Genomic DNA, 23,251 nt, shown 5'->3' with positions numbered 1-23,251 from the left:
CGCTCCACCAGCCACACGGGTGTTCAGCCGTTGGACCCGACCGCCGTCAATGGCGGTGCCGGACGTTCTTCGGCGCGAAGCCGGGCAGGGGTGGCAAAGGCGTATTTGGAATGGCTGAGGCCAATCTCGACGAACGTTTTCGCCAGTTTCACGGTCAGCGGCACCGGGTCGATAACCGGGATGTCGAGCCCTTCGGCCGCCAGGTCCTGCTCCAACTGCCGGGCGGCGCCGAACATCTGCGTACAGCCGATGATGAGCGTATCCGCGCCGTCCTCTTCGATGGCGGCCTTGGCTGCGACAAGAAGGCGTTCGCGTCTGAGGTCGGATTGCGCGCGCAGGTTTGCCACCCGGATATCGATGGACCGGGTCGACGCATACTTGTCTGCAACGCCATATTCCCGCGCCCGCCGCAGGAACGACGCATGGGTCGCCCGCGAGATCGACAGGACGCTATAGCGGTGGCCAAGGGTCGACGCGATGCTCATCGCCATCTGGCAGGGGCCAAGGACGGGGATCTTGACGCATTCGCGTCCGGGTACAAGCCCGGGATCGCCCATGCAGTCGATCACGACGGCATCGACACCCTCGGCCTCGGCAGCGCGGATCTTGGCGATCGTATCGGGGACGGCAAGCGCCGCGTCATACCCGCTTTCGACCGAGGCCGGACCTTCGTCAAGCTCGGTGAAATCAAGCGTGTCGTCGGGGTCGAGAATGCCCTCGAAATCGGAGGCCTGCACCAGACCGGTGGAGATGATCGGGGTGATGACCCGGACGTGCACACTCATGGCCGCCACCGATGAAGCTGAAGCGTACCGACACTGTGGAAGCCCAGATGTTCCAGGCAGCGGCGCGATTCTTCGGAGTAGGCGTGCACGAAACACTGCGTGCGTCCCTGCCGGGCCGCGTCATGCAGGCGCCGGTTCACCACGCCGGTGTAGATGCCGCGCCCGCGGTTGCCTTCCAACGTGCAAGACACGCGCAGCAGCACCGTGGGACCATCGCCGATATAGGACAGGTAACCGACCGCAACCGGCGCATCGCCGCCATCGACAGTGGCCGCATAGATGTCGGTCCGTTGCAGGTCCGATGGCATCGCGTAGGCATCATGGAAAATGCCCGCCACATCGGCGGGGATATCGAACCCTGTCGCCATGACGCCCCAGATACGTGCATCGGTGAGGTCTTCGACCTTGCGAATGTCCACACCATCGGGGTCTTGCGGGGGGTGGCCCGGCTCGATCCGCTTGACCATTGCGGCGACCTGCAGAGGCGGCGGGATGAACCCGCGTTCTTCGAGCAGCGAAACGAGGCCAGCCTCGGCGCAGCGCGGGCCGGTCATCCAGTCAAACCCGCGGCCTTCGCTGCGGAACCGCTCCACCACCTCATCAAGGGCCGCCGCGGCGGCATCGCGATCCGTGGTGGTCCAGCGCATGAGGCTGAGTGCCGGGTGCGGGTTGGGCGATGTCCAGCCGTCGGCCCCGTCCAGGAGGATCGGATCAATCGCACCGGGTTTGGCCACCAACGTGAAATGGCTGGCCAGAACCTCCTCGGCCGAGATCTCGGACACGTTGTCGGTCCGTTCCGCTACAAGTGTCATTTCTTGGTTTTGCTCCGGTCATGGGTGTCCAGGTAGAGCATCGAACGCCCCGCCTGCGTGAGTGCCGTCAGTTCAGGGAGTTCATCGGCGAAAAGCCCCATCTCGATCTGCCAGAAGAACTTCGGTTGCGGCCCCGGATAGATGTCGATGGTCGGGCCGTTGCTGTAATAGGCGTTGATCAACACCGGCACCTCGCACAGGAAAAACTCGGCAAAGCGTTCGAAATCGCGCTCGGTCTCGATCGGTTTGACCGAGCTTACGTGGTCATAAAGGATATCGCGGATCTGCCCGCCGCCATGGAACGCGCGGGTCAGTTCCTCGCGGTAGATCGCGGGCGTGGCGCTTTCGAGATCGCTCCATTTCACGATGTCCACGCGGCTTGTCCGTTTGCCGTTGATCGCCTTCTGCACCATGCGGGTGATGTCGGTCGACAGGCGTTCGATCTTGGCGGCTTCTTCCTCGGGAAGGTCATCGCGCTTGAGTTCTGCCATGCTGTTGTAGCGATAGGGATCATCCACCGCGCAGACATGGCCATTCAACTCGAGCCTGTCACACATGTCGATGAAACGGTCGATATACGGGCGGTTGAACCCCCGGTTCTTGATGCTGATGAAGATCCAGGCATCACGCCCCTTGAGGTCGAAATCGCCGGTTCGGTTTGTCAGGACGCCGCCAATACCGGGCAGGATGCATTCCTGCGCGGGGAGCATTTCACTGACGCTGATGCCAGCGAGGGAGGCCACATTCGTGACGGGTTCGGCGAGGGAATTTACCATTCTTGCACTGTACATTTTACGTCCACCTGTCTTTCCACGTGAAGATTGGAGCGGGGCTGCTCCGGGCATTTGTTAAGATAATCGTTACGTCGTTCGTTGTTGTCGCTAAGTCGTCAGTAGCTAACCTCTGGCCTGGTAAATTCGTTTGGCCTTGTGTTCGTTTCTAAATGGCTTGGTCGCTCTGATCGCTAAAAGAGTAGAGCAATAACAAAGCACAAGTTAATGGAGCAACGGTCCCTCTGTCAACATTGAGCGGCTTTCCGCACAAGTCGGCAGGTTGAGGAAACAATCCGCTCGTTTTGCGATGTTTTGATGACGATCAGGGGGCAAAAGAGGCCTGAAAACGGCCCCGTGGTCCCGAAAAGTTGATCGTCAGCTTAGGGGCGGAAATCAACTGGGCGTGAATGATCGGCGTGTCCGGGCATCGCCCTCTGCCGGAAAGCACGGCAATCGGCATAAAAAAGGGCGGCCCGAAGGCCGCCCTTGAGGTCAGGGAGAAACGGGCATCTATGCCAGATGTGGCACAACCATCGTCGGAATGCTTGAGCGCCGCAGCACACGTTTCACCACGGTCCCGATGAACGTGTGCCCTGTGCCCTGTTCATGGGTGCCCATGACGATCAGACCGCAGTCGAGCTCTTTTGCGCGTTTGAGGATGGTTTCGGCCGCATGCCCATCGACCAGTTCGACGGAAGTCACGAGTTCATAGGCCGCCTTGTCGTCCCCGGAAAGGGTCTTCACGAACGCCTGTTGATTGGCCTTCAGAAGCTCCTTGACCGAGGCATGGCGATCCTTGATCGCCTTCTCGCGGGAGGCGTCATCCTGCATGAACATGCGCAGGGTGACGATCGCGTCCTGCGACAGGGGTTCGGTCACATGCAGGACATGCACCTTGGCCCCCGTCTGCTTGGCCAGCCCGAGGGCATGGCGCAGCGCGTTGTCGGCATTGGCCGACAGGTCGGTCGCGAACAGGATGTCTTTGAGTACAGGTAACATATTTCAGATCCTTTCTGTTCGCGTCCTAGTAGCCGAAGAACCGTGGAAGCCACAGGGATATCTCCGGCACGAAGGCGATGATGAAGATCGCAATCGTGTTGATGAAGGCGAACGGCAGGGCCGCCAGCGATATCGACTCGATCGAGATGTTCGAGATACCTGAAGCGATAAAGAGGTTCTCGCCCAATGGCGGCGTCTGGAACCCGATACCGAGACAACAGACCATGACGACACCGAAGTGGATCGGGTCGATCCCCACGGAATAGGCTACGGGCAGCATCACCGGCACCAGGATCAGGATGGTGGCCAGCGTCTCCATGAACATGCCCACGAAGAGCAGGAAGAAGATGACCAGCGTCCAGATCACATAGATGTTGTCGGTGACCGACAGCATCCCGTCCGCGATGATCGCCGGGATCTGGTTTTCGACCAGAAGCCTGCCGAACACCGTCGCCGTGAACATGATGAGAAGCACCCGACCGGTGAGCCATGTGGTGGTCTCAAGCGAGGTAAAGAGCTTTTCCCATGTCAGTTCGCGGTAGATGAACGCGCCCACGACCAGCGTGTAGAAGATCGCGACGATGGCGGCCTCGGTCGGCGTGAAGAAGCCCGAATAGATGCCACCCAGGATCACGACCGGTGCCATCAGCGCCCAGAAACCGCGATACATCTCGCACCAGATATGGCGGGCGGACCAGCCCTCGGCGCTGCCCTTGTAGCCGTTTTTCTTGGCCAGGATGTAGTTCATGATGAGCAGGCTGCCCGCGATCAGGAAGGCCGGCATGAAGCCCGCGATAAACAGTTTCGGGATCGACACGGTCTGGAAGACGCCATGCTGTTCCACGGCCTCCGGGGGGGGCGGCATGCCAAGGGCGGCGATGCCGAAGATGATGAGCGGGATCGAGGGCGGAATGACGATGCCCAGCCCGCCCGAGGAGGCTGTGATGGCCGAGGAGAAGTTACGGCTATAGCCGCGGTCGATCATCGCCGGGATCATCAGCATGCCGACGGCAGCCGTCGTGGCCGGGCCGGAGCCCGAGATCGCGCCAAAGAACAGACAGGCAAAGACCGTCGCCGCCGACATCCCGCCGGTAAACGGACCGGCAAAACTTTCGGCGACGTTGATAAGCCTTCGGGAAAGCCCCGAGGCCTCCATCAAGGCCCCCGCAAGGATGAAGGCGGGCAGGGCCATCAGCGGGAAGGAGCCCACGGAGGTGAAGGCGATCTGCACGAATTTGATCGGGTTTTCGTCCAGATAGATGAACGAGATCAGCGTCGAGACGCCCAGGGCCACCGTGATCGGCGCCCCGATGAACAGCAGCAGAAGGAAGCCGCCGAACAGGATGAGAATGATTTCGGATTCCATTACTTGTCCCCCTGCTCGTCTTTGGTGGCCGTTTCAATTTCGGCTCTGATTTCTTCCTGGTGGATGGCTTCTGCCGCCTCGGTCTCGGCCCGGACTTCATCCAGGTCGATCGCGTCCGGGTCGCGCATGTCTTCGTCGAGGATGATCTTCCTGTAGTTCACCTGAAGCACGCGAATGGTCATCAGCGTGAAGGCAATCGGCAGGACGATATAGACCCAGCTCAGGTGGAAGCCCATTGTCTGCGAAGACTGGAACCGGTTCATCTTGTTGAAGATGAAGTCGATCGCCAGGTAGACGAAGTAGACGTTGAAGAACACCCAGAAGAGATCGGCAAACGCCTCGATGAACTTGATCGCCCGGGGCGGCAGGAACTTGAACTGGAACGTCACCCGGTTATGCGCACCCATCTTGGCGGCATAGCTCGCCCCGAAGAACACGAACCAGACGAACATGTAGACAGACGCCTCTTCGACCCAGGAAAACGAGAAGTTGAAGAGTGTCCGCACGACCACCTGCAGGAAAAGCAGGCACACAAATACCGCAAGTAACGTGCGGCATATGTAGCTTTCTATGTTGTTGAGTATTCCCCAGAATTTTGTCATTTGCCCCTCTCTGTCTTATGCAGAAGCCTATTTTTGCAAAAGGCGCCCCGGGGGGCGCCTTTCGTTATTTTTGATTATTCCGAGACTGGGTCGCGACCGATGGCCGCCAGCACTTCGTTCAGCTTTTCAACGCCGCCAATGCTGTCATAGAATTTCGGCCAGACGGCTGCGGTTGCCAGGTCGATGAACTCCTGTTCGTTGTTCTCGGGGTCCATGATCTCCATGCCTTTGTCGAGCAGGATCTGCTTGATCTCGGCTTCCTTGTCGCGCAGGAACTGGGCCGATGCCTGGGTTGCGGCCTTACCGGCTTCAAGCACGATGTTCTGATCCTCTTCCGACAGCTCCTGGAACACCTGCTCCGAGATGATCAGCGGCTCAATCGAGAAGATGTAACGGATGTTGGTGACGTATTTCTGCACCTCGTAGAACTTCATCGCGTTGATCGTGGTGTAGGGGTTGTCCTGACCGTCCACAACCTTGGTTTGCAGACCGGCAAAGGTCTCGGACCAGGCCATCGGTGTCGGGCTGATGCCCCAGGCCTTGTAGGTGTCGATCATGATCTCGTTCTTGGGAACGCGGATCACGAGACCTTCAAGATCGGCAACCGACGTGACGGGCTTCTTGGAGTTGGTCAGACGGCGGAAACCGGTATAGGTCCAGGCGATGATGCGAACGCCCGCGTCGTTGATGGTGTTCTCGGTCAGCTCCTGACCGATGGGGCCCTGGGTCAGCGTTTCCGCGTCTTCAAGGCTCAGGATCACGTAAGGCAGGGTGAAAACGCCAACCGTCGGCGAGAATGGTGTGATGTTGTTGATCGCCAGCAGCGACATGTCCAGCGTGCCGATGGCCGCGTCGTTGACGGTATCCTGCTCCGAGCCCAACTGGCCGTTCAAAAAGAGCGTCGCGGTGTGCTTGCCGCCCGACAACTCTTCAAGGGCTTTGACGAAGCCCAGACCGGTCGCTTCCTGGCTCGATCCACCACTGTCGCCGACCGCGATCTTGAAATTTTTCGCCATTGCCGGAGCGGCAAATGACAGCGCTGCGAGTGACGCAGCTGCCGCAAGGGTTGTGAACGACTTCAAATATGTCATGAGGTTTTCTCCCGTTGTCAGACATGTCGGTCAAGCATAGGGCAAAGTTTTCTATGTCATAGCCCCATGTGCCAATGGGCGGGTTATAGATTGCAAAATACGTGCAGGTAATACAAAGTTATCGACGTAAGGTTTGACAAATTGGAAACATTTGATGGCGAAGAAAACCGCGATAAACCGCGTGTCCGACGTTGATATAAGGCTGCTGGATATCTTCAAGACGGTGGTGGCCTGTGGTGGATTTACGGCCGCTGAATTCGAATTGAACATCGGTCGCTCGACGATCAGCAAGCATATCTCCGACCTTGAAACGCGAATCGGACTGAAGCTCTGTCACCGCGGTCCCGCCGGGTTTTCGCTGACATCGGATGGCGAACATGTCCTCAATGCAGCGGACGAGCTTTTCTTTTCACTGGATCAGTTCCAGGAGAAGCTGGACGAGGCGCATTCCGACCTGACCGGGAAGCTCAGGATCGCCTGCCTGGACCATTCATCGACCAACCCCGAGGCCCGTGTTTTCGAAGCCGTTCGCCTTTTTCATGATACCGCACCGGGTGTCACGCTGGATATTTCGATGGAGCCGCCCAACGTCATCGAAGAGGGGGTTATCAACGGCAAATTCAACCTCGGGATCGTGCCGCTGCACCGCAAGTCGCCGATGTTGTCCTACAGCGATCTCTACAAGGAGGACATGCGGCTTTATTGCGGTCGAGAGCATGAGCTTTTCGAAAACGCAGCCGACCCCCATGATCTGCGTGAGCTTCGGCAGTTCAACTACGTCGGGTTGAGTTTCAATTCCCCGAACATGGCGGTCCACCAGAAGCTGCGCCTGCGCAAAAGTGCCTTCGTGCAAAACGAAGAGGCACTGACCCTGCTCATTCTTTCAGGCCGCTACCTGGGGTTCCTGCCGACACATACGGCATGGCCCTTCGTCGAAAAGGGATTGATCCGGGAGTTGACGAATGACGTCGCCAATTACGCGCCCACCATGTCGGCGATCGTGCGTAAAAGCGCCTCTTCCGGCCGGCGCCTGAAGACCTTTCTGGACTGTCTCGTCTCGGCCCATGCGCAAAACTTCGGCGCGGAACCGATGCCGGCATAGGCATGCCAGCGCCGGAGTTGGTCGCCGGTGAAGCCATCCGGCCATTCGTTTTCGGAGATCAGGACCGCAGCATTCGGGCAAAGCGGCGGATGTCGTCAAGCAGCATCTCGGGTTCTTCCATCGCCGCGAAATGGCCGCCCCGCGGCATCTCCGTCCACTGCTGGACGTTGTAGATCCGCTCCGCGTAACTCCGCGGCGGCCAGTTCAGCATTTCTGCCGGAAAGACCGCGCAACCGGTCGGCACTTCGACGCGGCGGCCCTCGGGCGACAGGATGCGCCCGCCTTCCTCGCGGCGGCCATAGTAGATCCACGAGGCGGTGTTGAAGGTCCGCGTGGTAATGTAGATCATGATGTTGGTCAGAAGATCATCCTTGGAATGCGCCTCTTCGATGCCGCCCACCGGGACATCCGACCAATCATGGAACTTCTCGATCAGCCAGGCGGCGATGCCGACGGGGCTGTCCATCATCGCATAGCTCAAGGTCTGGGGGCGGGTTGCCTGCTGCGTGCGATAGCCGTTCTGCATGATCTGATCGCGGTCGAATTGGGCCGCCCAGGCCACCTCATCGGGTGTCTGCGGGCCGTCCGGGTGGCGCATGGTCAGCACATTGATGTGGATGGCCGCGCAGTGAGGGGCGTGATCGAAACCCAGCCATGAGCAGATCGCGCCGCCCCAATCCCCGCCCTGCGCCAGGTAGCCGTTAAAGCCCAGGGCGTCGGTCATCAGGGAGTTAATGACCGACGCCATTTTTCGCGGCCCATAGGGGCGCGGCGGCCGCCCGGAAAATCCGAAACCGGGCAGGGAGGGGGCGATGACCGTGAAGGCGTCATTTGCGTCGCCGCCAAAGCGTTCGGGATGGGCCAGGGGTTCGATGAGGTCAAAAAACTCGGCAACCGACCCGGGCCAACCGTGGCTGATCATCAGCGGCATCGGGTTTGGGCCGCTGCCTTCTTCATGGATGAAGTGCATGTCAATGCCCTGCACAGGCGCCTTGAAATGCGAGAACGCATTTATCCGGGCTTCCTGCGCGCGCCAGTCAAAGCCATCGACCCAGTAGGCGCAAAGTTCTTTCATATAGGCCATGTTGGTCCCGTAGTCCCAACCACCATCATCGGGCATCTCGTGCCAGGGATAGTCGGCGACCCGGCTCAGGATCCGGTCCAGCTCGTCATCGGTGATGTGGACACTGAACGGCGTCACATTCGGGTTGGTGTCGATACGGTCCTTCAAATGGCCGGTTCCCTGAGTTTGATGCTGGACGTCGCGGTGCGGGTTGTCTCGGCGTTCAGATAACTGCAATTAAGACGGGATCACGAGAGACAGGCGTGGCATTTCGAAAGGACAGATGGAAATTGAACTGGCCTATGGATGCCTGAATCAGCCCCAATGCGGACGTTCGAGTTTGAACCAGGCGCGGAATCAAGGGCGAAGCCCGCCGCGCATCGACGACGCGCCTCCACGCGGCGGCGATTGGGTTAGGTCTTTGCAATACTTTGATGGTTTTCGGTGCGGCAGGGATAAAGAGCCGGCTACAAACGTCGGATCGCCACCGCGCGCGTCGTCAATGCTCGGCATATTTTCAATTTAAGAGTGACGGCTATGTCCACTATAGGTTCAAATTTGTTCGCAGAACGGTCTAAGTTCGCTTCGAGCTCAAAGCGGACATTGCTCCAGCTCGGAATCGAGGTGCGCAGCACCGCCGGGCAGCGCCCGACCGCCCCATGGGCGGGCGCTTCGTCGCCGTTTCAATCCGAACGATTGTGGGAGGTATACGTCACCATAAAGTGCGATGAACCACCTGGGTGCGCCCACCCGCAGTCGGGCGATGCCCTCTGTTTCATTGATGGCCGAAAGACTGCTTTGTCCGCTTAGCCGCCATTTAGTGCGAAATTGACCAACTATTTGCGTCAGATGACCGCTTTGAGCCCAAAGCGGACGTTCGAATTCAAACCCCGCACGGAATCAAGGCCGGAGGCCGCCGCGCGATCGCCAGACCGTCCGCACGGGCTGGCGATTTGGAGGGGTTGCGCACCGAATTGGGGTCTTTCGGACTTGGCAAAGATAAAGTGCATCTGAAAACGGTTGATCGCCACCCCGCGGTCTGGCCATCGCGCGGCTCGTTATTGGATGTCCGGTTCGTCCGCGAAGTTGCAACCTACAGCAATGAACGAACTTCTTCGGCGATCACCTTGACCCCTTTTTCAAGTTTGGAGACGGGGACATAGGCGAAGCCGAGCCGGAAACTGCGTTTGTCATTATAGTTCAGGTAATAATCCTGCCCCCGATCAATCAGCACCCCCTTGGGCCTCAACTTCTCCTTCAGGTCCGATGCATCGAAACCCTCCGGACCGGTCAGCCAGAATGACGTGCCCCCCACCGACCGGGTGCGTTGCAGCATTCCCAGATGTTTCGACAGCGCCTCGTCCATGGCATGCCAGCGTTTCTGATACCGCCGCTCGATGTTGCGCAGATGCGCGTCGTAATGTCCGAGTTGAAAGAAAAGTGCGACGATTTCCTGTACGATGGTCGGCGGGTGGCGCATCATCACACCCCTGGCGATGCGCGCCTCGCGGATGATGTCGCGATGCGCGACGATGAAGCCCAGGCGAATACCTGGCGATACGGTCTTTGACAGGCTGCCGACATAGATCACACGACCGGTCCGATCCATCGACATCATCGACGGCGACGATTTGGCGACGTAGTTCATCTCGGCCTCGTAATCGTCCTCGATGATCAGGAAATCGTTTTTCACAGCGGTCTCGAGCAACTCCTCCCGGCGTTGCGGGCTCATGGTCACCATGGTCGGAAATTGATGGCTGGGCGTTGTGAAAACCAGCTGGCACGCGGTCGGGATCGCCGAGGGGATGATGCCATTGTCGTCAATCGGTACACCGACCAGCTCGGACCCGGCCATGCGAAAGGCGTTGCGGGCGCCGAAAAAACCGGGGTCTTCAAGCGCGATGGGCCTTCGGGACGGGGCAAAGATCGTACCAAGGATAAAGAGCGCGTTTTGCGACCCCAACGTTATCAGGATTTCGTCGTCTTCGGCATAAATGCCGCGGGTGTTCAGCAGCCGTTGGCGCAGTTGCTGCACGAGGTGCGGGCTATCGCTCTCGACGGAGTCGCTAGCCCAGGCGGGCATTTTCTTGCGTCCGAGCGCCTGCCGGGTGCATTCGCGCCAACCGTCGACGGGAAAGAGGTCAGGGTCGATCTGATTATAGATGAAGGGATAGGGATAGGCGTTCCAGTCCAGCGGATTGACCACGGGCATCAGGTCATTTTGCGGAAAACTGACGGGGCAGGGGATCGCGTCTCGGGCTGCCAGATCTTTGTCCTTCGGCGGTTTCTGCACCTGCGCCATCTGCGGGTTGACGAAATAGCCGGACCGGTCGCGTGAGACCAGAAAATCAAGATCTATCAGCCGGTTATAGGCCGCAAAGACCGTGTTGCGCGACACGCCGAACTGTTCTGCCAAGTCCCGGCACGATGGCAGCGGCCGGTCATAGGCGAGCGATTGGGACATGATCGCGGCGCTCACCACTTCACAGATCTGATCGCGCAAGCTGAGGTTGGAGCTTTCGGGCAGTGCCAGGAATCGCGGCGTGGTCGAACTCAACAGAAGCCTCCTCGGGGCACGGCTCATCTCCTTGCCAGCCTACCGCGTTCCGGTACGGGGTGTCAGATGCAACCCTATCTGTCCCCTTCTTTCGAGTCATCTGTCACTTTCATCGGCACAGGGCGCGGTGAAAGATGATGCCAAGCAAAACATAATAAACGGGAGATGAGATCAATGAGGATGAAATCCATATGCACGGCTCTTTGTATCGCATCGGCGACGGCGCTTTTCGCGCACCCCGCCGCGGCCGAAAAGGTGCTCAAACTCGGGACGGTAGGCTTTCTGGGCATGCCGATCGGCGATGCCATTGACCAGGCCCTGATCCCGACCCTTGAGGAAGTGTCGGGCGGTCAACTCACGATCGAGCCGCATTACCGCAAGTCGCTCTGCAGCGAGCAATCTTGTGGCGAGCAGGCCAATCAGGGCCTGATCGCGCTCTGGACCAGTTCGACCGCAAATTTCGGCAATTTCGGCACGTCCCTCGCCATTTTCGACCTGCCTTACATCTTCAAGAGTATCGAGGATGCGGACCGCATCTCGTCGGAATGGCTGGCCAAGAAACAGTGTGACATTGCCGCGGAAGAGGCCGGACATGTCTGCCTGACCGTCTATTCCAGCGGCGGTTTCCGTCAACTGGGCAACGCCCATGGCCCCGTGCATGTGCCGTCGGACATGGAGGGCATCAAATGGCGCGTGACCAAGAGCCCGATTGAATACACGCTGGTCAAGAACTGGGGCGCGGTCCCAGTGCCCTATGACTGGTCGCAGCTTTACCAGGGGCTGCAAACAGGTGTCGTGTCGGGCCAGTACGTGGCCACGCCCTGGCAGCATGTCGCCAAGCTGCACGAGGTGGCGAAGTACTTCACCGAAATCGGCGGATCGTGGTCCGGCAATCAGCTTTCGATGGACAAGCGCCAATATGACGCCCTGACCGATCAGGAGAAGGAATGGCTGCACACCGCCGCGCAGGCATTCGGCCAAAAGGTTCAGGAACTTGACCGCGCCTGGGTCGAGGCCGGCGAAACCGCGATCAAGGCCGAGATCGAGGAATGGTATGTGCCGACCGAGGAAGAGCTGGTGCAGTGGCGCGCAGGGGCAATTGATGCCTGGTTGAACGCCAAAGGCACCTATGATCCCGACACCGCCCGCCGCGTGCTTGAGGAACAGGGCATGACCGGTTTCATCGCGCAGCTTGAGGAAGCTGGCGCGCTCTGAAGCCTGGCGATATTCTTGAATTTAACAGAGGTGGCGCGGGGTCCTGCTGCGCCACCTGCCATATCGGAAACGAAGCGGCCCGCCTGAAAGACGAATAGGACGAACCCCTTATGGAAAGCGTTTTGCTTCTGGTCATTCTGGTGGTGCTGATCATGCTGGGCGCACCGGTCGGGTTCACCATGATCCTGATCCCGGTGGCCTATATCCTGATAACCGATGCCGCGCCGATGATCCTGATCCCGAGCCAGATGTTCAGCGCGATCGACTCGGTTCCCCTGACGGCGATCCCCTTCTTCATGCTCACCGGCGAATTGATGACCAGTGCCACCATCACCGACCGCCTCGTCGAGTTGAGCCAGCGCCTGATCGGGCGGATGCGGGGTTCCATGGCGCAGGCCAATGTCCTGGTCAGCATGTTCTTCGCGGGCATGAACGGCTCGGTCGTGGCCGATACGGCAACGGTTGGCTCGCTTCTGGTTCCGGCGATGAAACGGTCAGGATACCCCGCGGCCTTCGCGGCGGCGATCACTGCCGTAAGCTCGACTATCGGCGGCATCATACCACCCTCGATCATGATGATCGTGCTGGCTAATGCCGGGGGCATTTCGGTCGGGGCGCTCTTCGCCGGTGGCATCGTGCCGGGGATCATGATCGGCGTGCTGCTCATGATCATCAACTATATCATCGCGCGGCGGAACAATTTCGAACGCAGCGAGGAACCGTTCAGCCTCAAGGCCATCGCCATTGTCGGCTATAAATCCTCCTTCGCGCTCCTCATTCCCATCGTGCTGGTCGGTTCCGTGGTCTTTGGCATCGCGGGCGTTGTCGAGGCGGGCGCGCTCACTGCCACCATCGCGCTTTTCGTGGGGCTTTTCATCTACCGCACGATCACCTGGACCAACTGCAAAAGCGCCTTTGTGCGGGCCTTCCGCAACTCGGCCATGGTGTTCATCATCATCGCGGCGTCGGGGCCGTTTAGCTGGCTTTTGACCTCGCTCGGGGCGATCAGCCAACTCGAGACCTGGTTGCTCAGCTATACCTACAGCCCGCTTGTTTTCGCCCTCGTGCTTGTCCTTTTCATCTGCCTGCTCGGCATGGTGATGGACTCCGCTGCAAACATCATCGTTGTCGGGCCGGTCCTCGTGGACGTGATGGTCAAGGCCGGATACCCGGATGTGCAGGCAGCCCTTGTCGTGGTCGTGGGCTTCCTGATCGGGTCGGTCACCCCGCCGGTGGGCGTCGCCTTCTTTACCGCCGGGGCGATTGCCGAGGTGCGGCTTGAAAAGGTCGCCCTTGCCATGCTGCCCTATCTGCTGGCCCTCTTTGCCCTGCTTTTCGTTCTGATCGTGGTGCCGGACATCACCATGTTCCTGCCGCGCGCCTTCGGGTTTTCGAACTGATGCGCGGCGCTGTCATCTTCATCGACCGCATGGTCAAGCGCACCCTGACTGCGTTCTGCGCCGTGCTGCTCCTGCTGATGGTGGCCTTCACGGTCTATTCGGTTGTGATGCGTTACGTCTTTGAGAATCCGCCGGTTTGGGGCGACCTCCTGACCGTGCTGAGCAATATCTGGCTGGTCTTCTTCGCCCTTGCCCTGACGGTGCGCGACCGCGATCACATCGCGCTTGACCTGATCTATTCCTGGCTGCCACTGAAGGCTGCTTTTGCGATCCAGCAATTCTGGTCGCTGGTCATTTTCGGCCTCGGCATCGTGATGATTGTCTATGGCCTGGAGGCAGTGGCCACCATGGGCGGCAAATACTGGGAGATGTGGTACTTCGCGTGGGAGGATGGCGGTCTTGTCTTCAAGCCGAACTACATGCCCAAGAAATACGCTATCGCGATCGTGCCGATCTCGGGCTTCCTCGTCAGCGTTGCCGCTCTCGCCTCGATCATCGAAGACACCTTCCGCTTGCGATCCGGAAACTATCAACAAGCCAAGGATATTGACGCGCATTCCGACTAGGCAAAGCGTTGTATTTGTTGGCGATCCCGGAAGGACTCGAACCCTCAGCCTGCTGATTAGAAGTCTTACAGTGTTACTTCTTTGTACTGCAGCGTACCTCTATTTTCTTCTTATATAATATATAATTTAATTGTTTGATGCTTCTTTTGCTTCGATAAATTTCGTGTAAGCTCTCCAAAATTTGCTTACTTATTGCTTACCTAGTCGATAGATGCATAATTTGATCATGCCCAAAACGCAGCTCACGAAAACCAGAATAGATCGAACTCAGCCCGGAAACCGAGATGTGATCTATTGGGATCGGGGTTTGCCGAGATTTGGGTTGCGGGTTAAATCAACCGGAGTGAAAAGCTTCGTCGTGCAGTACCGCAATCGACAGACTGGACGATCTAAGCGCAAGACGATTGGTCAATATGGACCAACCATGTCGCTCAACGATGCTCGGGAAATTGCGCGCGGAATGCTTGCTGATGTTGTGCGAGGCGGTGACCCGGTTGCGGATGCTCAGTTCCTTCGCCAGTCTCCGTCTGTAGCGGACCTAGCGGAGCAGTACTTGGCAGAACATGCCGTTCCTAAGAAGCGTCCTGCGAGCGTTCGAAACGATCGCTCAATGTTGGATCGTTATGTCATTCCGCATTTGGGGCACCTCCGTGTTTTCGAGGTTACCTACAAAGATGTTCAGCGATTGCACAACAGAATGGCTCAAACTCCATACCAGGCTAACCGAACGCTGGCTTTACTGTCCAAAACATTTGAGCTCTCGATTCGATGGGGTATGCGCAAAGACAACCCGGCCCGGGGAGTGGAGAAATTTGCAGAAGAAAAGCGTCAACGTTGGCTGTCCGATGACGAACTGAACAGGCTGATGAAGGCCTTGTCAGATCACCCAAACCAGATTGCTGCAAATGCGATTCGATTGCAGTTGCTGACAGGGGCGCGGATCGGAGAAGTTCTATCTTCCACTTGGGAAGATTTTGCTCTCGATCGTGGAGTCTGGATAAAACCGTCGCATCACACAAAGCAGAAGCGCACCGAACATCTGCCATTGTCACGTGCTTCAATTGAGTTGCTCACAAGGATGCACGCAGAGTCGTTCTCGTACAGCAGATTTCTATTTCCTGGACGTTCTCCAGATCAGCCCTACAGAGACCTGAAGGCGTTTTGGCGCTCGGTTACAAAAACAGCAGAGCTTGCGGACTACCGTATTCATGACAACCGCCACACTCATGCGTCTCATTTGGTCTCAAGCGGATTGAGTCTTCCCATTGTCGGTCGACTGCTCGGACATACAAACCCATCAACCACGCAACGATATGCCCATCTGGCAGATGATCCACTGCGCGAAGCGGCGGAAGTAATGGCTCGGAAGATGTCGAAGGAGTAACAGGTTTCGGCTGGAATGCTTTCTTTGCTTTACTGGATTAAATAAATCCGCGATGTCCTAGGTGATTTTCGAACAGGAGGGAACATGCCGCCTATGTCTTTCTCCAAAGCCATCCTGGCCTTTGCAATCAGGTTTTCGGCTTCGGGGAATCTGTGAGTTTCGGCGAATTCTTCGAGGTCGTTCATCAGAACAAGTGCATCTTTGTAGTTCGTCATTCTTTTGCATCCCTAAGGCGTGTTCATGAGTGATTCCCACCGCACAACACAACCTTGGGGATTATGATTAACAGGAGATAAATTTCCGCTTCGCGATAGAGAACATCCAAAACCGCTCTTAGTGAAGATGGAGGAAGCCCAGACCGATGTTTGCTCGCTTTTCACCCACTGATTGGGTTCTTGAATTCAATAATTCCAGCAAGCTTTCCACTATTTCATCAAGAGCACTGGCAGTATTGTCAAAACCTCTTTCGCGGGCCTCTTTGGCGGCATTCATGGTTCGTACGAGCAGCTCATTCGTGTCCATGTTTTACTCCTGCTTTTGCAATTTCTTTAACTTTAATGAGTCAACATTATTAATAGAATGCTAATGAACCGTTGACCTAGAACCACGATAGATAAACTCGGCGTTATCCCGCTCAAATTTTGTTAAGCCGGCCGGAACTTCCTTGAAATCGCTAACGAGGGTTAACTTTGTTTCCTACAAACGACTATCGCAAACCTTCCACTCTTGAAAAGCTAGCCGAGGTTAGCGGTTTTGAGTGCTGTAATAATGTCCGTCGCTATGCTGCTTCGAAGTTTTGCGCTGTTAATAGCTAGCTTGTTTTGACAACTGATCTTGTCGACCTCCGACTCAAGGCGGTCATCTGATGTAAGGAACCGCGCTTAAGAGCGCTAGGCGCACTTGCGTACCGAGCCTAGGTAATCACACGTATTTACGCCAACAGGTTCTCGACGAAGAATTTGCACGTGAGTACTCAGAGAGCAGCAGATATCATTGCAAAAGGCCTGACAGGTGACGAAGTGTACCTTCTTACGTTCTTAGGACGTGAGAACGTGATCGCTCCTGAAGAGTTCACCGACGCTTTCCGCTCTTTGTTGTCGCTTCGACTAATTGAAGGGATGAAAGGCGGTCCAAAAGTAATAGTCACCCTATTGGGCCGCGAGGTCCTGGCACAGATAGATCCGCTCGATAGGCGTTCCTGATACGCTTTCAATTCACGATCTGAGCCTCAATTTAGCTTTGCAGCAGTTGAAGAGCTTCGCACTTGTCTTTTCGTGCTGTTGAACACTCTGAATTCGATTTCGGCTTTTAAACGCGCCTCGCCTAACAAGCACTTTAATGAATCTAACTCATTGTTTGCAGCATACGTCTCCAGGTCTTCCAGTACATCAATCATCCATTTGTGATCGGTCATCAGAATTGCTCCCCACGAAATCTCCCGTACCAACTAGCTGATCTTGAGCACAATCTATAGGGGAATTGCAGTGACCCCGCGTCATATATTTTGCCATGGTTACATTAAGGATGCGAGACCTCTCGAGTAGCCGGGGAGGTATTACGGCTTTACTAAGTGGCAACTATTCAAACGATGGTTTTCGATTAGGTCCAAATCTAAGAATGCCCGAATTTTACATTTGAACCAGCGCAGCAGCAATTCGGCTTTCAGACCTGTAGAGCTTGAATGCTGGAACGAAGTTTCACTTGATTGTCCCGAAACTCTGCAAGAATTTGAGTAGGCAGTTCTAGAGCTAGTCCGTCGCCGGTGGTTTTGGGTAAGATGGCGGCGTGAGTTAAGAGAGGGTCTGGCTTATCTGGTTCATGTCATCTGCGGCGGATTTTCGGTGAAGCAGGCGTCCCGTTTAGATGGTTTTTCGTTTGATCCTCTCTCGTTTTTACGTGATGGTCTGGCTTGAAACCTCAACAGATGAAAAGGTCGTTTGCGCTAAGGCTGACGTTCCGGTGCGAGCGGTCAAATTAGCAGTGAGCTAGCGTTAGGAGCAGAAAGCTGCATGCTGAGGTAAGGGCGTCCCAATCAGTTTTATTCACCCCCTGTGCCTGCGCCCAATGGTTCCGGTCAGGAACCATGGCCCAGTGAGCTGCTTTCTAAGTGCATTTGGTGCGATGAGAAAACTTGACCTGCATGTGGGCGAAAACGAGGCAAAAATCAAACTTGGAAGTAGAGTTCTCGGAACCGCAGAAGACGTGCAAACTAGCACTTTCTTTTACTTAGACGACGGGGAAGCCTTCTTGCCACACCGTCGCGGGAAGTTTTGTGGTTTGATCGTATCTCTTCGTCGATCATTGCCGATATCCTTTTGACCCAAATATCAAGTGCTTCTGCGATGTTCTCCAATCCTTTGTCACGAGCAGTCCCTGCTGCATGCATTGTTCTAATAAGAAGTTCATATTTTTCCATGACGCCTCGCCAGACTTGCCTAAAGGGCTAGCAATAGGTCACTTAAGGTTAATAGTTCACTAAGAGGACTGAAACATCCTGGTTTTTCCAGAGGCTGACAATTCCGTTTCATGGGACTTTAGCCAGCAACTCAAAAGTCCGACAAGGCAGCCAACGGCTTGCTTGGTTTAGGCGGGATAACGCCTAGTTAATCCGGTTTGGGGGTCGTGTTAAGAAATCATTAGCACTTCATTAAGAATGTAATTCCGTCGCTCATTAGAGAATTAGGAAAATTAGGAGTGAATTTTGGATACTCTACAACTGCTGGTAAGAACTGTCTGACGTCAGCGCTTATGGGTCCAAATAGGGCGATTTGCTAAGAGAGGGTTTGTTGCTCATCGTAGCCACTCAGGAGTGGACGATGAGAAAGACAACGAAGAGCCCTGGCGAGAAGATCGTCAAGGACATCAAGCGCGCCACGCGCAAACGCGCGCAACGAATACTCTGACAGGCTCACCCTTTTCAATGTTGTTAAAGTGCGCGTTCAGGTTTTGTTAACAATTGTCCCTAAAGCTGTGTCTGTGGTGGACGTCACAGACCAAAACTCCAAGGGATGCTAGAGTATGACGAGTTACAAAGACGCGCTTGTGTTGTTGAATGACCTCGAAGAATTCGCAGACAATTACGAACTTGCGGAGGCAGAAAACCTCATAGCAAAAGCGAGATTGGCTTTGGCGAAAGACTTGGGCAATGAGTTTCCTTCTGTAAGGAAGTCGCAAAGGGTATCCCAAATCTACCTGGATCAGTAAGATGTCCTGATAGAGATGTTTGGAGTTCGGTCAATGCATCTACGGCTTCTACAATCCGTGCCGACGGCGCTCAGCACTGGGCTGGAAAAGCCCGGTCGCCTTTGAACGGAAAGTGGCTTAAACGAGCACTTGGGGCGGCACAAAAGCGTGACAGGTCCAGTTCCTTTTCCAGAGGCAAGAACAATACAAAACAGAGTGGCCCCATCTGAGGGGGCCAATGTGATTGTTAGTGCATGATCGGCCTGTGTTCCGTCGGGATGATGGTTTCCGGTGCCAGAGGGCGATAACCGAAAACGCTTTGCAAGGCCAATCAAGCCAGATCAGCCAGAGCCTCTTTCAATCCAATGAGTTCTCGGCCCAAAATCTATGACGACGGAAAACGAATGCCTCTCAATGTATGCACAAAGCGCAACATAGATTATACTGTGACTGACATCGATACGTGCTACAGACCGAACCGAATTGCCGTAAGCCATCCGAAAACGGAAAAACCTCGCAAAGTATTCTTCTTGCTGATTAAATCGCTCGTCGGGTATAGTTTGGTAGCACATCCAGAAAGAATTTGTGTCTGCCTGCCAAAACTGAGATTTTCATGCCAATTTCCTTCAAGATATGCCTCGAACGAGATTTGCTTTACGCTAAATGGCTCGGCCAGATTACTGTACCGGAGTACCTTGAGGTCTTTCATGCATACATTGGGTGTGGTCACTACCGCCCTGGTCGGCCTGAATTGATCGACACATCTGGTATGTTAGATTTCGATCTGGATTTTCACGAAATGAGGTTTCTGCTAAGAAGTGTTAATTCTCAATCCCCTCAGGCTAATGTGAATACTAGAACAGTGGTTTATTGTCCAAATGATTTCATATTCGGCTTAGGGCATATGTATCAGCAACTTGCAGAGCTCGATGATGGGATTAGCGTTGAGCTATACGAGAAGGAAAAGGATGCGCTGGACGCTTTAGAGTTGCCGTATAAGACAATTGATGAATTTCAGAGTAAGGAGAATTTCGTGTAAAGTGGTTTTTTTGACATTGTCTAGCCCCCAGTTTCAATACCACTAATTTGGGGTTTCTCTAATAAGGTTTCAGGAACCGGCGGGAGCATGTTGAGGGCACGATGAGGCCGGATTTGATTGTCAAAGTAAGTACCGAGGGTGCGAAGGCCCAGGGTTTTCGCAACAGAGTTAGAAAGTGTTGTTGGCGATAACGTATCCGATTTCGTTTTTTATGACATTTTGAGATGGTGTCGCCACAAAAGCGTCGGATCAGATTGTTTAGCGCTGGAAAAGTGAATGAAGAGTGCATTCGTCGAGAGTCAGTTGGCGCATTCGCGAGGAATGCCGGAACGAGCATTTGCGCCCGATCTGCGCCATGCTCTTCGTATGATTGGGGCATGGCGCGCTATTTGCAACCCCAGCCGACCCCATGTCAGCCGCGCTGGCCTGGCACCAATCAAATTGCCAATTAGTCGAAGGGAGTTCAAAGGCTTTGACCTGCCCCCTAAACTTCCCCCGTTCTGATGTAGAGTTTGCTCAACCTGATGAAGGAGCAAACAGATGCGAAAGAGCCGTTTCACGGAAGCGCAGATCATCGGATTGATCAATGAACAGGAAGCCGGGATGCCAACGGCGTAGGTTTGCCGCAGGTACGGACTCAGCCAAGTCATAGCTTAACAGCGCGAACTCTTGAACGCCGCCTTGACTTTGAGCGATTAACTACATGCAGAAAGAATCCCCGACGGATTCTATTCCGGAACCTTCTACATCAAGAAGCGAGGTCAAGGCGATCGCTACTTGTTAAAGTCTGGCAACGGCAGGAGGTTGTGTATCTGGTAAAGCGACGTTATGCGTCACGAGACCGTTGTTCTCGAAACTAAAGGCCAGTTCGGGCTCACTCACTTTTGCGCTTTGTAGCATTTTCTGATACTCGGGCTCGTTAAATTCCCATAACCCGACTCCGATTTTTCCATTTTTTGTTTGACGCCTCCCCAATACAGTGGGCGAGCTTCCAAGTGCGCGATAAACCCGCTCCATCTTGTCGTCAAAAACACCAACAAAATGATCGATACAGCATTCCTTCATCAGAAAAGCTCCAGACGCTAGCAACCGTGCTGCTGTTCGTCGATCCGCGGTTGGTGAAATACAAAATCTTGTGCATTCCCAGATGTGAGGACTACTGATTTTGACTCCATTTGTCAGTTCAAGAAAGTGCTCGTTCACCATGGTTCTTCCCGTTGTCGGAAGCAACCTCAAAGACCCTTCGTGTTTTCCTTCGTAGTTTTCTATTATTACATAGAGTGGATCCAGAGAGTCATATTCATCGTGTTCTTCGCCGTTTCGATCAACAGTTACGTCCCAGCGAAGACGCACTGAGAACTGTGTTGCTCTGTCAATATGCATGGCTCTCTTCAAATTGGGGTACCATGAAAGCTGCTCGCCACTAAGAAACCTAATCAAGGTTGTATCTCCTGCTGTTTGTACAGCTACACATTCAGGCAAAAACGTGAAAAATTTGTTCTAGTTCTGTATTATTTTTACTTTTATCCAACGAGCTCTATTGGAGGTAGTTGTGCTTCTCTGAGTTTAGGCTGCTTTCCGTCGTCTGCTTGGTTTACCACACATATTGCGTTGCTCTCCGCTCAAACTGTTTAGGAAAGATGCTTCAGCACCCGATTGACTGCCGTAACCCAAAATACACCCGGAAAACTCACAAGGTTTGGTCTGGGTTTGTTTGATCTCGCCCTGTTTGAGTCCCTTAGAACTGCGCCACTATTTGCCTGACCCATACATAAGCGCTTGTCCGATAGCAGTCCTTTGAAGCTCAGTCCAAGTCTTGGCCCCCAAAATGCAAAACGCCGCCCCAATCGGGGCGGCGCTTGGTTCTCTTTCAAGATCTACCTGGAAGATCAGACCATGTCGAACACGTCGACCGAAACCGTGGCACGGGTGAAGTGGCCGTTGCCATCCGTTGTCCAGTAATCGAACGTGTCGGTACCCTCGTAGCCGTCAAATGGCGTGTAGATGAAGGTCCCGTCGTCCTGGAACACAAGATCACCTTTATACGGATTGGTGAACCCGTCGATCGACAGAACATCGCCATCGGGGTCGGCGTCATTGGCCAGCACGTCGATCATGATGCTCGATTCGTTGTTGACTGACACATGATCGTCCTCGGCATCGGGTGCGAGACTGTCCAGGTCAATCAGCCCGTTCGAACTCACGCCTAGACGTTGCAACCGGTCATCCGAAATGTCGAGGGTGATGACATGCGCGATCTTGAGCAATTCACCGGTTGCGCGATCAGCGATCAGGTCTTCGAGCAGCATGATGTTCCGACCATCTTCGGTTTCATAATACCCGTCTGCCAGAAGGATCGTCAGGATGTTCTTGGTGAAGCTGATATCCTGAACATCGGATTCGAACTGCCGATCCCGGCTGCCAATCGAGTCCGTCTTGGTGCCATCGAAAGTTACACCTTCGTTGAGGCTGATCGTGGTGTCGCCGGTCATCTGGAACTGCAGCCGGCCCTCAACCAGATCGTCAGACGACAGGATCGTATGCCAGTTCTTGTTGAAACCTTCGATTTCGGTGTCATTGCCGCTGGCATCGACGTCGATCAGAACGTGATCGATATCGTCACCGGTCCATGCGTTCTTGACGCGCTGATCCAGATCAAGGCCCGTTTCGAAGTTCGTCACCCTGAGGCCGTTGAGCACGAGGTCAAACACGTGCGGACCAAATTCGAACCCGGTTCCCGCCTTGGAAATCAACTGATCGCTGTCTGTGCCGATCAGGTCGAAATTCTTCAGCGTGTAGTGGGATGTATAGGTCAACTGCACACCTTCGGTCGTTTCCCAGTTCACGAAGCCGTCCATCACGGTGCGCACATCGTGATTCTGCTGGATCTGACGCTTGACAACGATGAGCCCGACTTGCGTACCGAAGGCCTCATTGTCGCTGAAACCTTGGATCGGCACCTGGTCGTTGCTTCGTGCGGTCTCGGAGCCATAGAAGGCGCCGGGCTGATCCGTGTGATCGGCAACCGGATTCTTCGTCGCCGTTCGGGTCATCCAGACAAACCCATGGGTCGTGTTCGCAGCGATATTCTCGCTGGCTTCGACCATTCGGCCACTGAAGAAGAACCCATCGCCGGTGCGGCCGACATCGTCGCGGTTGACGTCTTCGCCCGACTTCGTTTGGGCGTGACCATATCCGATACCTTCGGTCTTGATCGCCACGTTCCGCCACCAGATACCGGTTTCATCGCCATCTTCGGCAACAAAGGCTGCACCAAAGACGTCGAAGGCCACGTTGTCGACAAAGTTCGCATG

At 55.3% G+C, this 23,251-nt stretch carries 20 protein-coding genes; 6 read left to right on the top strand and 14 right to left on the bottom strand.

Going from position 1 to position 23,251, the window contains the following annotated elements:
• Window positions 1-23: 23 nt before the first annotated feature.
• From RBB29_RS18415 to RBB29_RS18385, 7 genes are all read right to left on the bottom strand, one after another.
• Complete coding sequence (locus RBB29_RS18415; RefSeq protein ID WP_306115980.1) at window positions 24-785, bottom strand: aspartate/glutamate racemase family protein; 762 nt, start codon at window positions 783-785, stop codon at window positions 24-26.
• A complete protein-coding gene (locus tag RBB29_RS18410) occupies window positions 782-1,597 on the bottom strand; it encodes a hypothetical protein (protein ID WP_306115981.1) in 816 nt (271 codons plus the stop codon). Before RBB29_RS18410 ends, RBB29_RS18415 begins: the two co-directional genes overlap by 4 nt.
• Window positions 1,594-2,388: a hypothetical protein gene (locus RBB29_RS18405; RefSeq protein WP_306121200.1), complete on the bottom strand. Its 795-nt coding sequence runs from the start codon at window positions 2,386-2,388 to the stop codon at window positions 1,594-1,596. The genes RBB29_RS18410 and RBB29_RS18405 overlap by 4 nt, the downstream gene beginning before the upstream one ends.
• Window positions 2,389-2,880: 492 nt before the next feature.
• The gene (locus tag RBB29_RS18400) at window positions 2,881-3,369 is read right to left on the bottom strand and encodes a universal stress protein (RefSeq protein ID WP_306115983.1); all 489 of its coding nucleotides are present in this window, start codon (window positions 3,367-3,369) and stop codon (window positions 2,881-2,883) included.
• A gap of 25 nt (window positions 3,370-3,394) precedes the next feature.
• A complete protein-coding gene (locus RBB29_RS18395; protein ID WP_306115984.1) occupies window positions 3,395-4,735 on the bottom strand; it encodes a TRAP transporter large permease in 1,341 nt (446 codons plus the stop codon).
• Window positions 4,735-5,337 (bottom strand): TRAP transporter small permease, encoded by a 603-nt coding sequence (locus tag RBB29_RS18390; protein ID WP_306115985.1) that lies wholly within the window; start codon window positions 5,335-5,337, stop codon window positions 4,735-4,737. The genes RBB29_RS18395 and RBB29_RS18390 overlap by 1 nt, the downstream gene beginning before the upstream one ends.
• Before the next feature lie 74 nt (window positions 5,338-5,411).
• Window positions 5,412-6,428 carry a TRAP transporter substrate-binding protein gene (locus RBB29_RS18385; protein ID WP_306115986.1) on the bottom strand — a complete coding sequence of 339 codons (1,017 nt, stop codon included), beginning with the start codon at window positions 6,426-6,428 and terminating at the stop codon, window positions 5,412-5,414.
• Window positions 6,429-6,582: 154 nt separating this feature from the next.
• Between RBB29_RS18385 and RBB29_RS18380 the strand changes: the two genes are divergently transcribed.
• On the top strand, window positions 6,583-7,530 hold the full coding sequence (locus RBB29_RS18380) for a LysR family transcriptional regulator (RefSeq protein WP_306115987.1): 948 nt from the start codon (window positions 6,583-6,585) through the stop codon (window positions 7,528-7,530).
• A 58-nt stretch (window positions 7,531-7,588) separates the two neighbouring features.
• Here the strand turns inward: RBB29_RS18380 and RBB29_RS18375 are convergent, their stop codons facing one another.
• Together RBB29_RS18375 and RBB29_RS18370 are read right to left on the bottom strand one after the other, a co-directional pair.
• Window positions 7,589-8,761 (bottom strand): epoxide hydrolase family protein, encoded by a 1,173-nt coding sequence (locus RBB29_RS18375; protein WP_306115988.1) that lies wholly within the window; start codon window positions 8,759-8,761, stop codon window positions 7,589-7,591.
• Between the two features lie 925 nt (window positions 8,762-9,686).
• Window positions 9,687-11,150 (bottom strand): PLP-dependent aminotransferase family protein, encoded by a 1,464-nt coding sequence (locus RBB29_RS18370; protein ID WP_306115989.1) that lies wholly within the window; start codon window positions 11,148-11,150, stop codon window positions 9,687-9,689.
• A gap of 174 nt (window positions 11,151-11,324) precedes the next feature.
• On the opposite strand from RBB29_RS18370, the gene RBB29_RS18365 reads away from it, so the two are divergent.
• The 4 genes from RBB29_RS18365 to RBB29_RS18350 all read left to right on the top strand — a co-directional run bounded on the left by RBB29_RS18365 (window position 11,325) and on the right by RBB29_RS18350 (window position 15,715).
• Entirely contained in the window at window positions 11,325-12,365 is a 1,041-nt protein-coding gene (locus RBB29_RS18365) for a TRAP transporter substrate-binding protein (protein WP_306115990.1), read from the top strand.
• A gap of 110 nt (window positions 12,366-12,475) precedes the next feature.
• On the top strand, window positions 12,476-13,765 hold the full coding sequence (locus tag RBB29_RS18360; protein WP_306115991.1) for a TRAP transporter large permease: 1,290 nt from the start codon (window positions 12,476-12,478) through the stop codon (window positions 13,763-13,765).
• Window positions 13,765-14,331: a TRAP transporter small permease gene (locus RBB29_RS18355; protein ID WP_306115992.1), complete on the top strand. Its 567-nt coding sequence runs from the start codon at window positions 13,765-13,767 to the stop codon at window positions 14,329-14,331. The genes RBB29_RS18360 and RBB29_RS18355 overlap by 1 nt, the downstream gene beginning before the upstream one ends.
• Window positions 14,332-14,542: 211 nt before the next feature.
• Window positions 14,543-15,715 (top strand): site-specific integrase, encoded by a 1,173-nt coding sequence (locus RBB29_RS18350; RefSeq protein ID WP_306121199.1) that lies wholly within the window; start codon window positions 14,543-14,545, stop codon window positions 15,713-15,715.
• A gap of 29 nt (window positions 15,716-15,744) precedes the next feature.
• Here RBB29_RS18350 and RBB29_RS18345 read toward each other — a convergent pair whose 3' ends face one another.
• From RBB29_RS18345 to RBB29_RS18335, 3 genes are all read right to left on the bottom strand, one after another.
• On the bottom strand, window positions 15,745-15,930 hold the full coding sequence (locus tag RBB29_RS18345; RefSeq protein ID WP_306115993.1) for a hypothetical protein: 186 nt from the start codon (window positions 15,928-15,930) through the stop codon (window positions 15,745-15,747).
• Between the two features lie 118 nt (window positions 15,931-16,048).
• On the bottom strand, window positions 16,049-16,237 hold the full coding sequence (locus tag RBB29_RS18340) for a hypothetical protein (RefSeq protein WP_306115994.1): 189 nt from the start codon (window positions 16,235-16,237) through the stop codon (window positions 16,049-16,051).
• Between the two features lie 706 nt (window positions 16,238-16,943).
• Window positions 16,944-17,129, bottom strand: a complete 186-nt coding sequence (locus RBB29_RS18335) for a hypothetical protein (protein WP_306115995.1) — start codon at window positions 17,127-17,129, stop codon at window positions 16,944-16,946.
• Window positions 17,130-19,511: 2,382 nt separating this feature from the next.
• On the opposite strand from RBB29_RS18335, the gene RBB29_RS18330 reads away from it, so the two are divergent.
• Window positions 19,512-19,937, top strand: a complete 426-nt coding sequence (locus RBB29_RS18330; protein ID WP_306115997.1) for a hypothetical protein — start codon at window positions 19,512-19,514, stop codon at window positions 19,935-19,937.
• 780 nt (window positions 19,938-20,717) lie between these two features.
• Here the strand turns inward: RBB29_RS18330 and RBB29_RS18320 are convergent.
• Together RBB29_RS18320 and RBB29_RS18315 are read right to left on the bottom strand one after the other, a co-directional pair.
• On the bottom strand, window positions 20,718-21,320 hold the full coding sequence (locus RBB29_RS18320; RefSeq protein WP_306115998.1) for an acyl-homoserine-lactone synthase: 603 nt from the start codon (window positions 21,318-21,320) through the stop codon (window positions 20,718-20,720).
• 506 nt (window positions 21,321-21,826) lie between these two features.
• Window positions 21,827-23,251: Ig-like domain-containing protein (locus RBB29_RS18315; RefSeq protein ID WP_306115999.1), on the bottom strand; the 1,425-nt coding region annotated here is incomplete at its 5' end.

It is taken from the genome of Roseovarius sp. MMSF_3359 (assembly GCF_030733385.1).
Lineage (GTDB): Bacteria > Pseudomonadota > Alphaproteobacteria > Rhodobacterales > Rhodobacteraceae > Roseovarius.
Note: the sequence above shows the minus strand (reverse complement) of the source record. Positions and strands in the feature narration are given on the sequence as shown.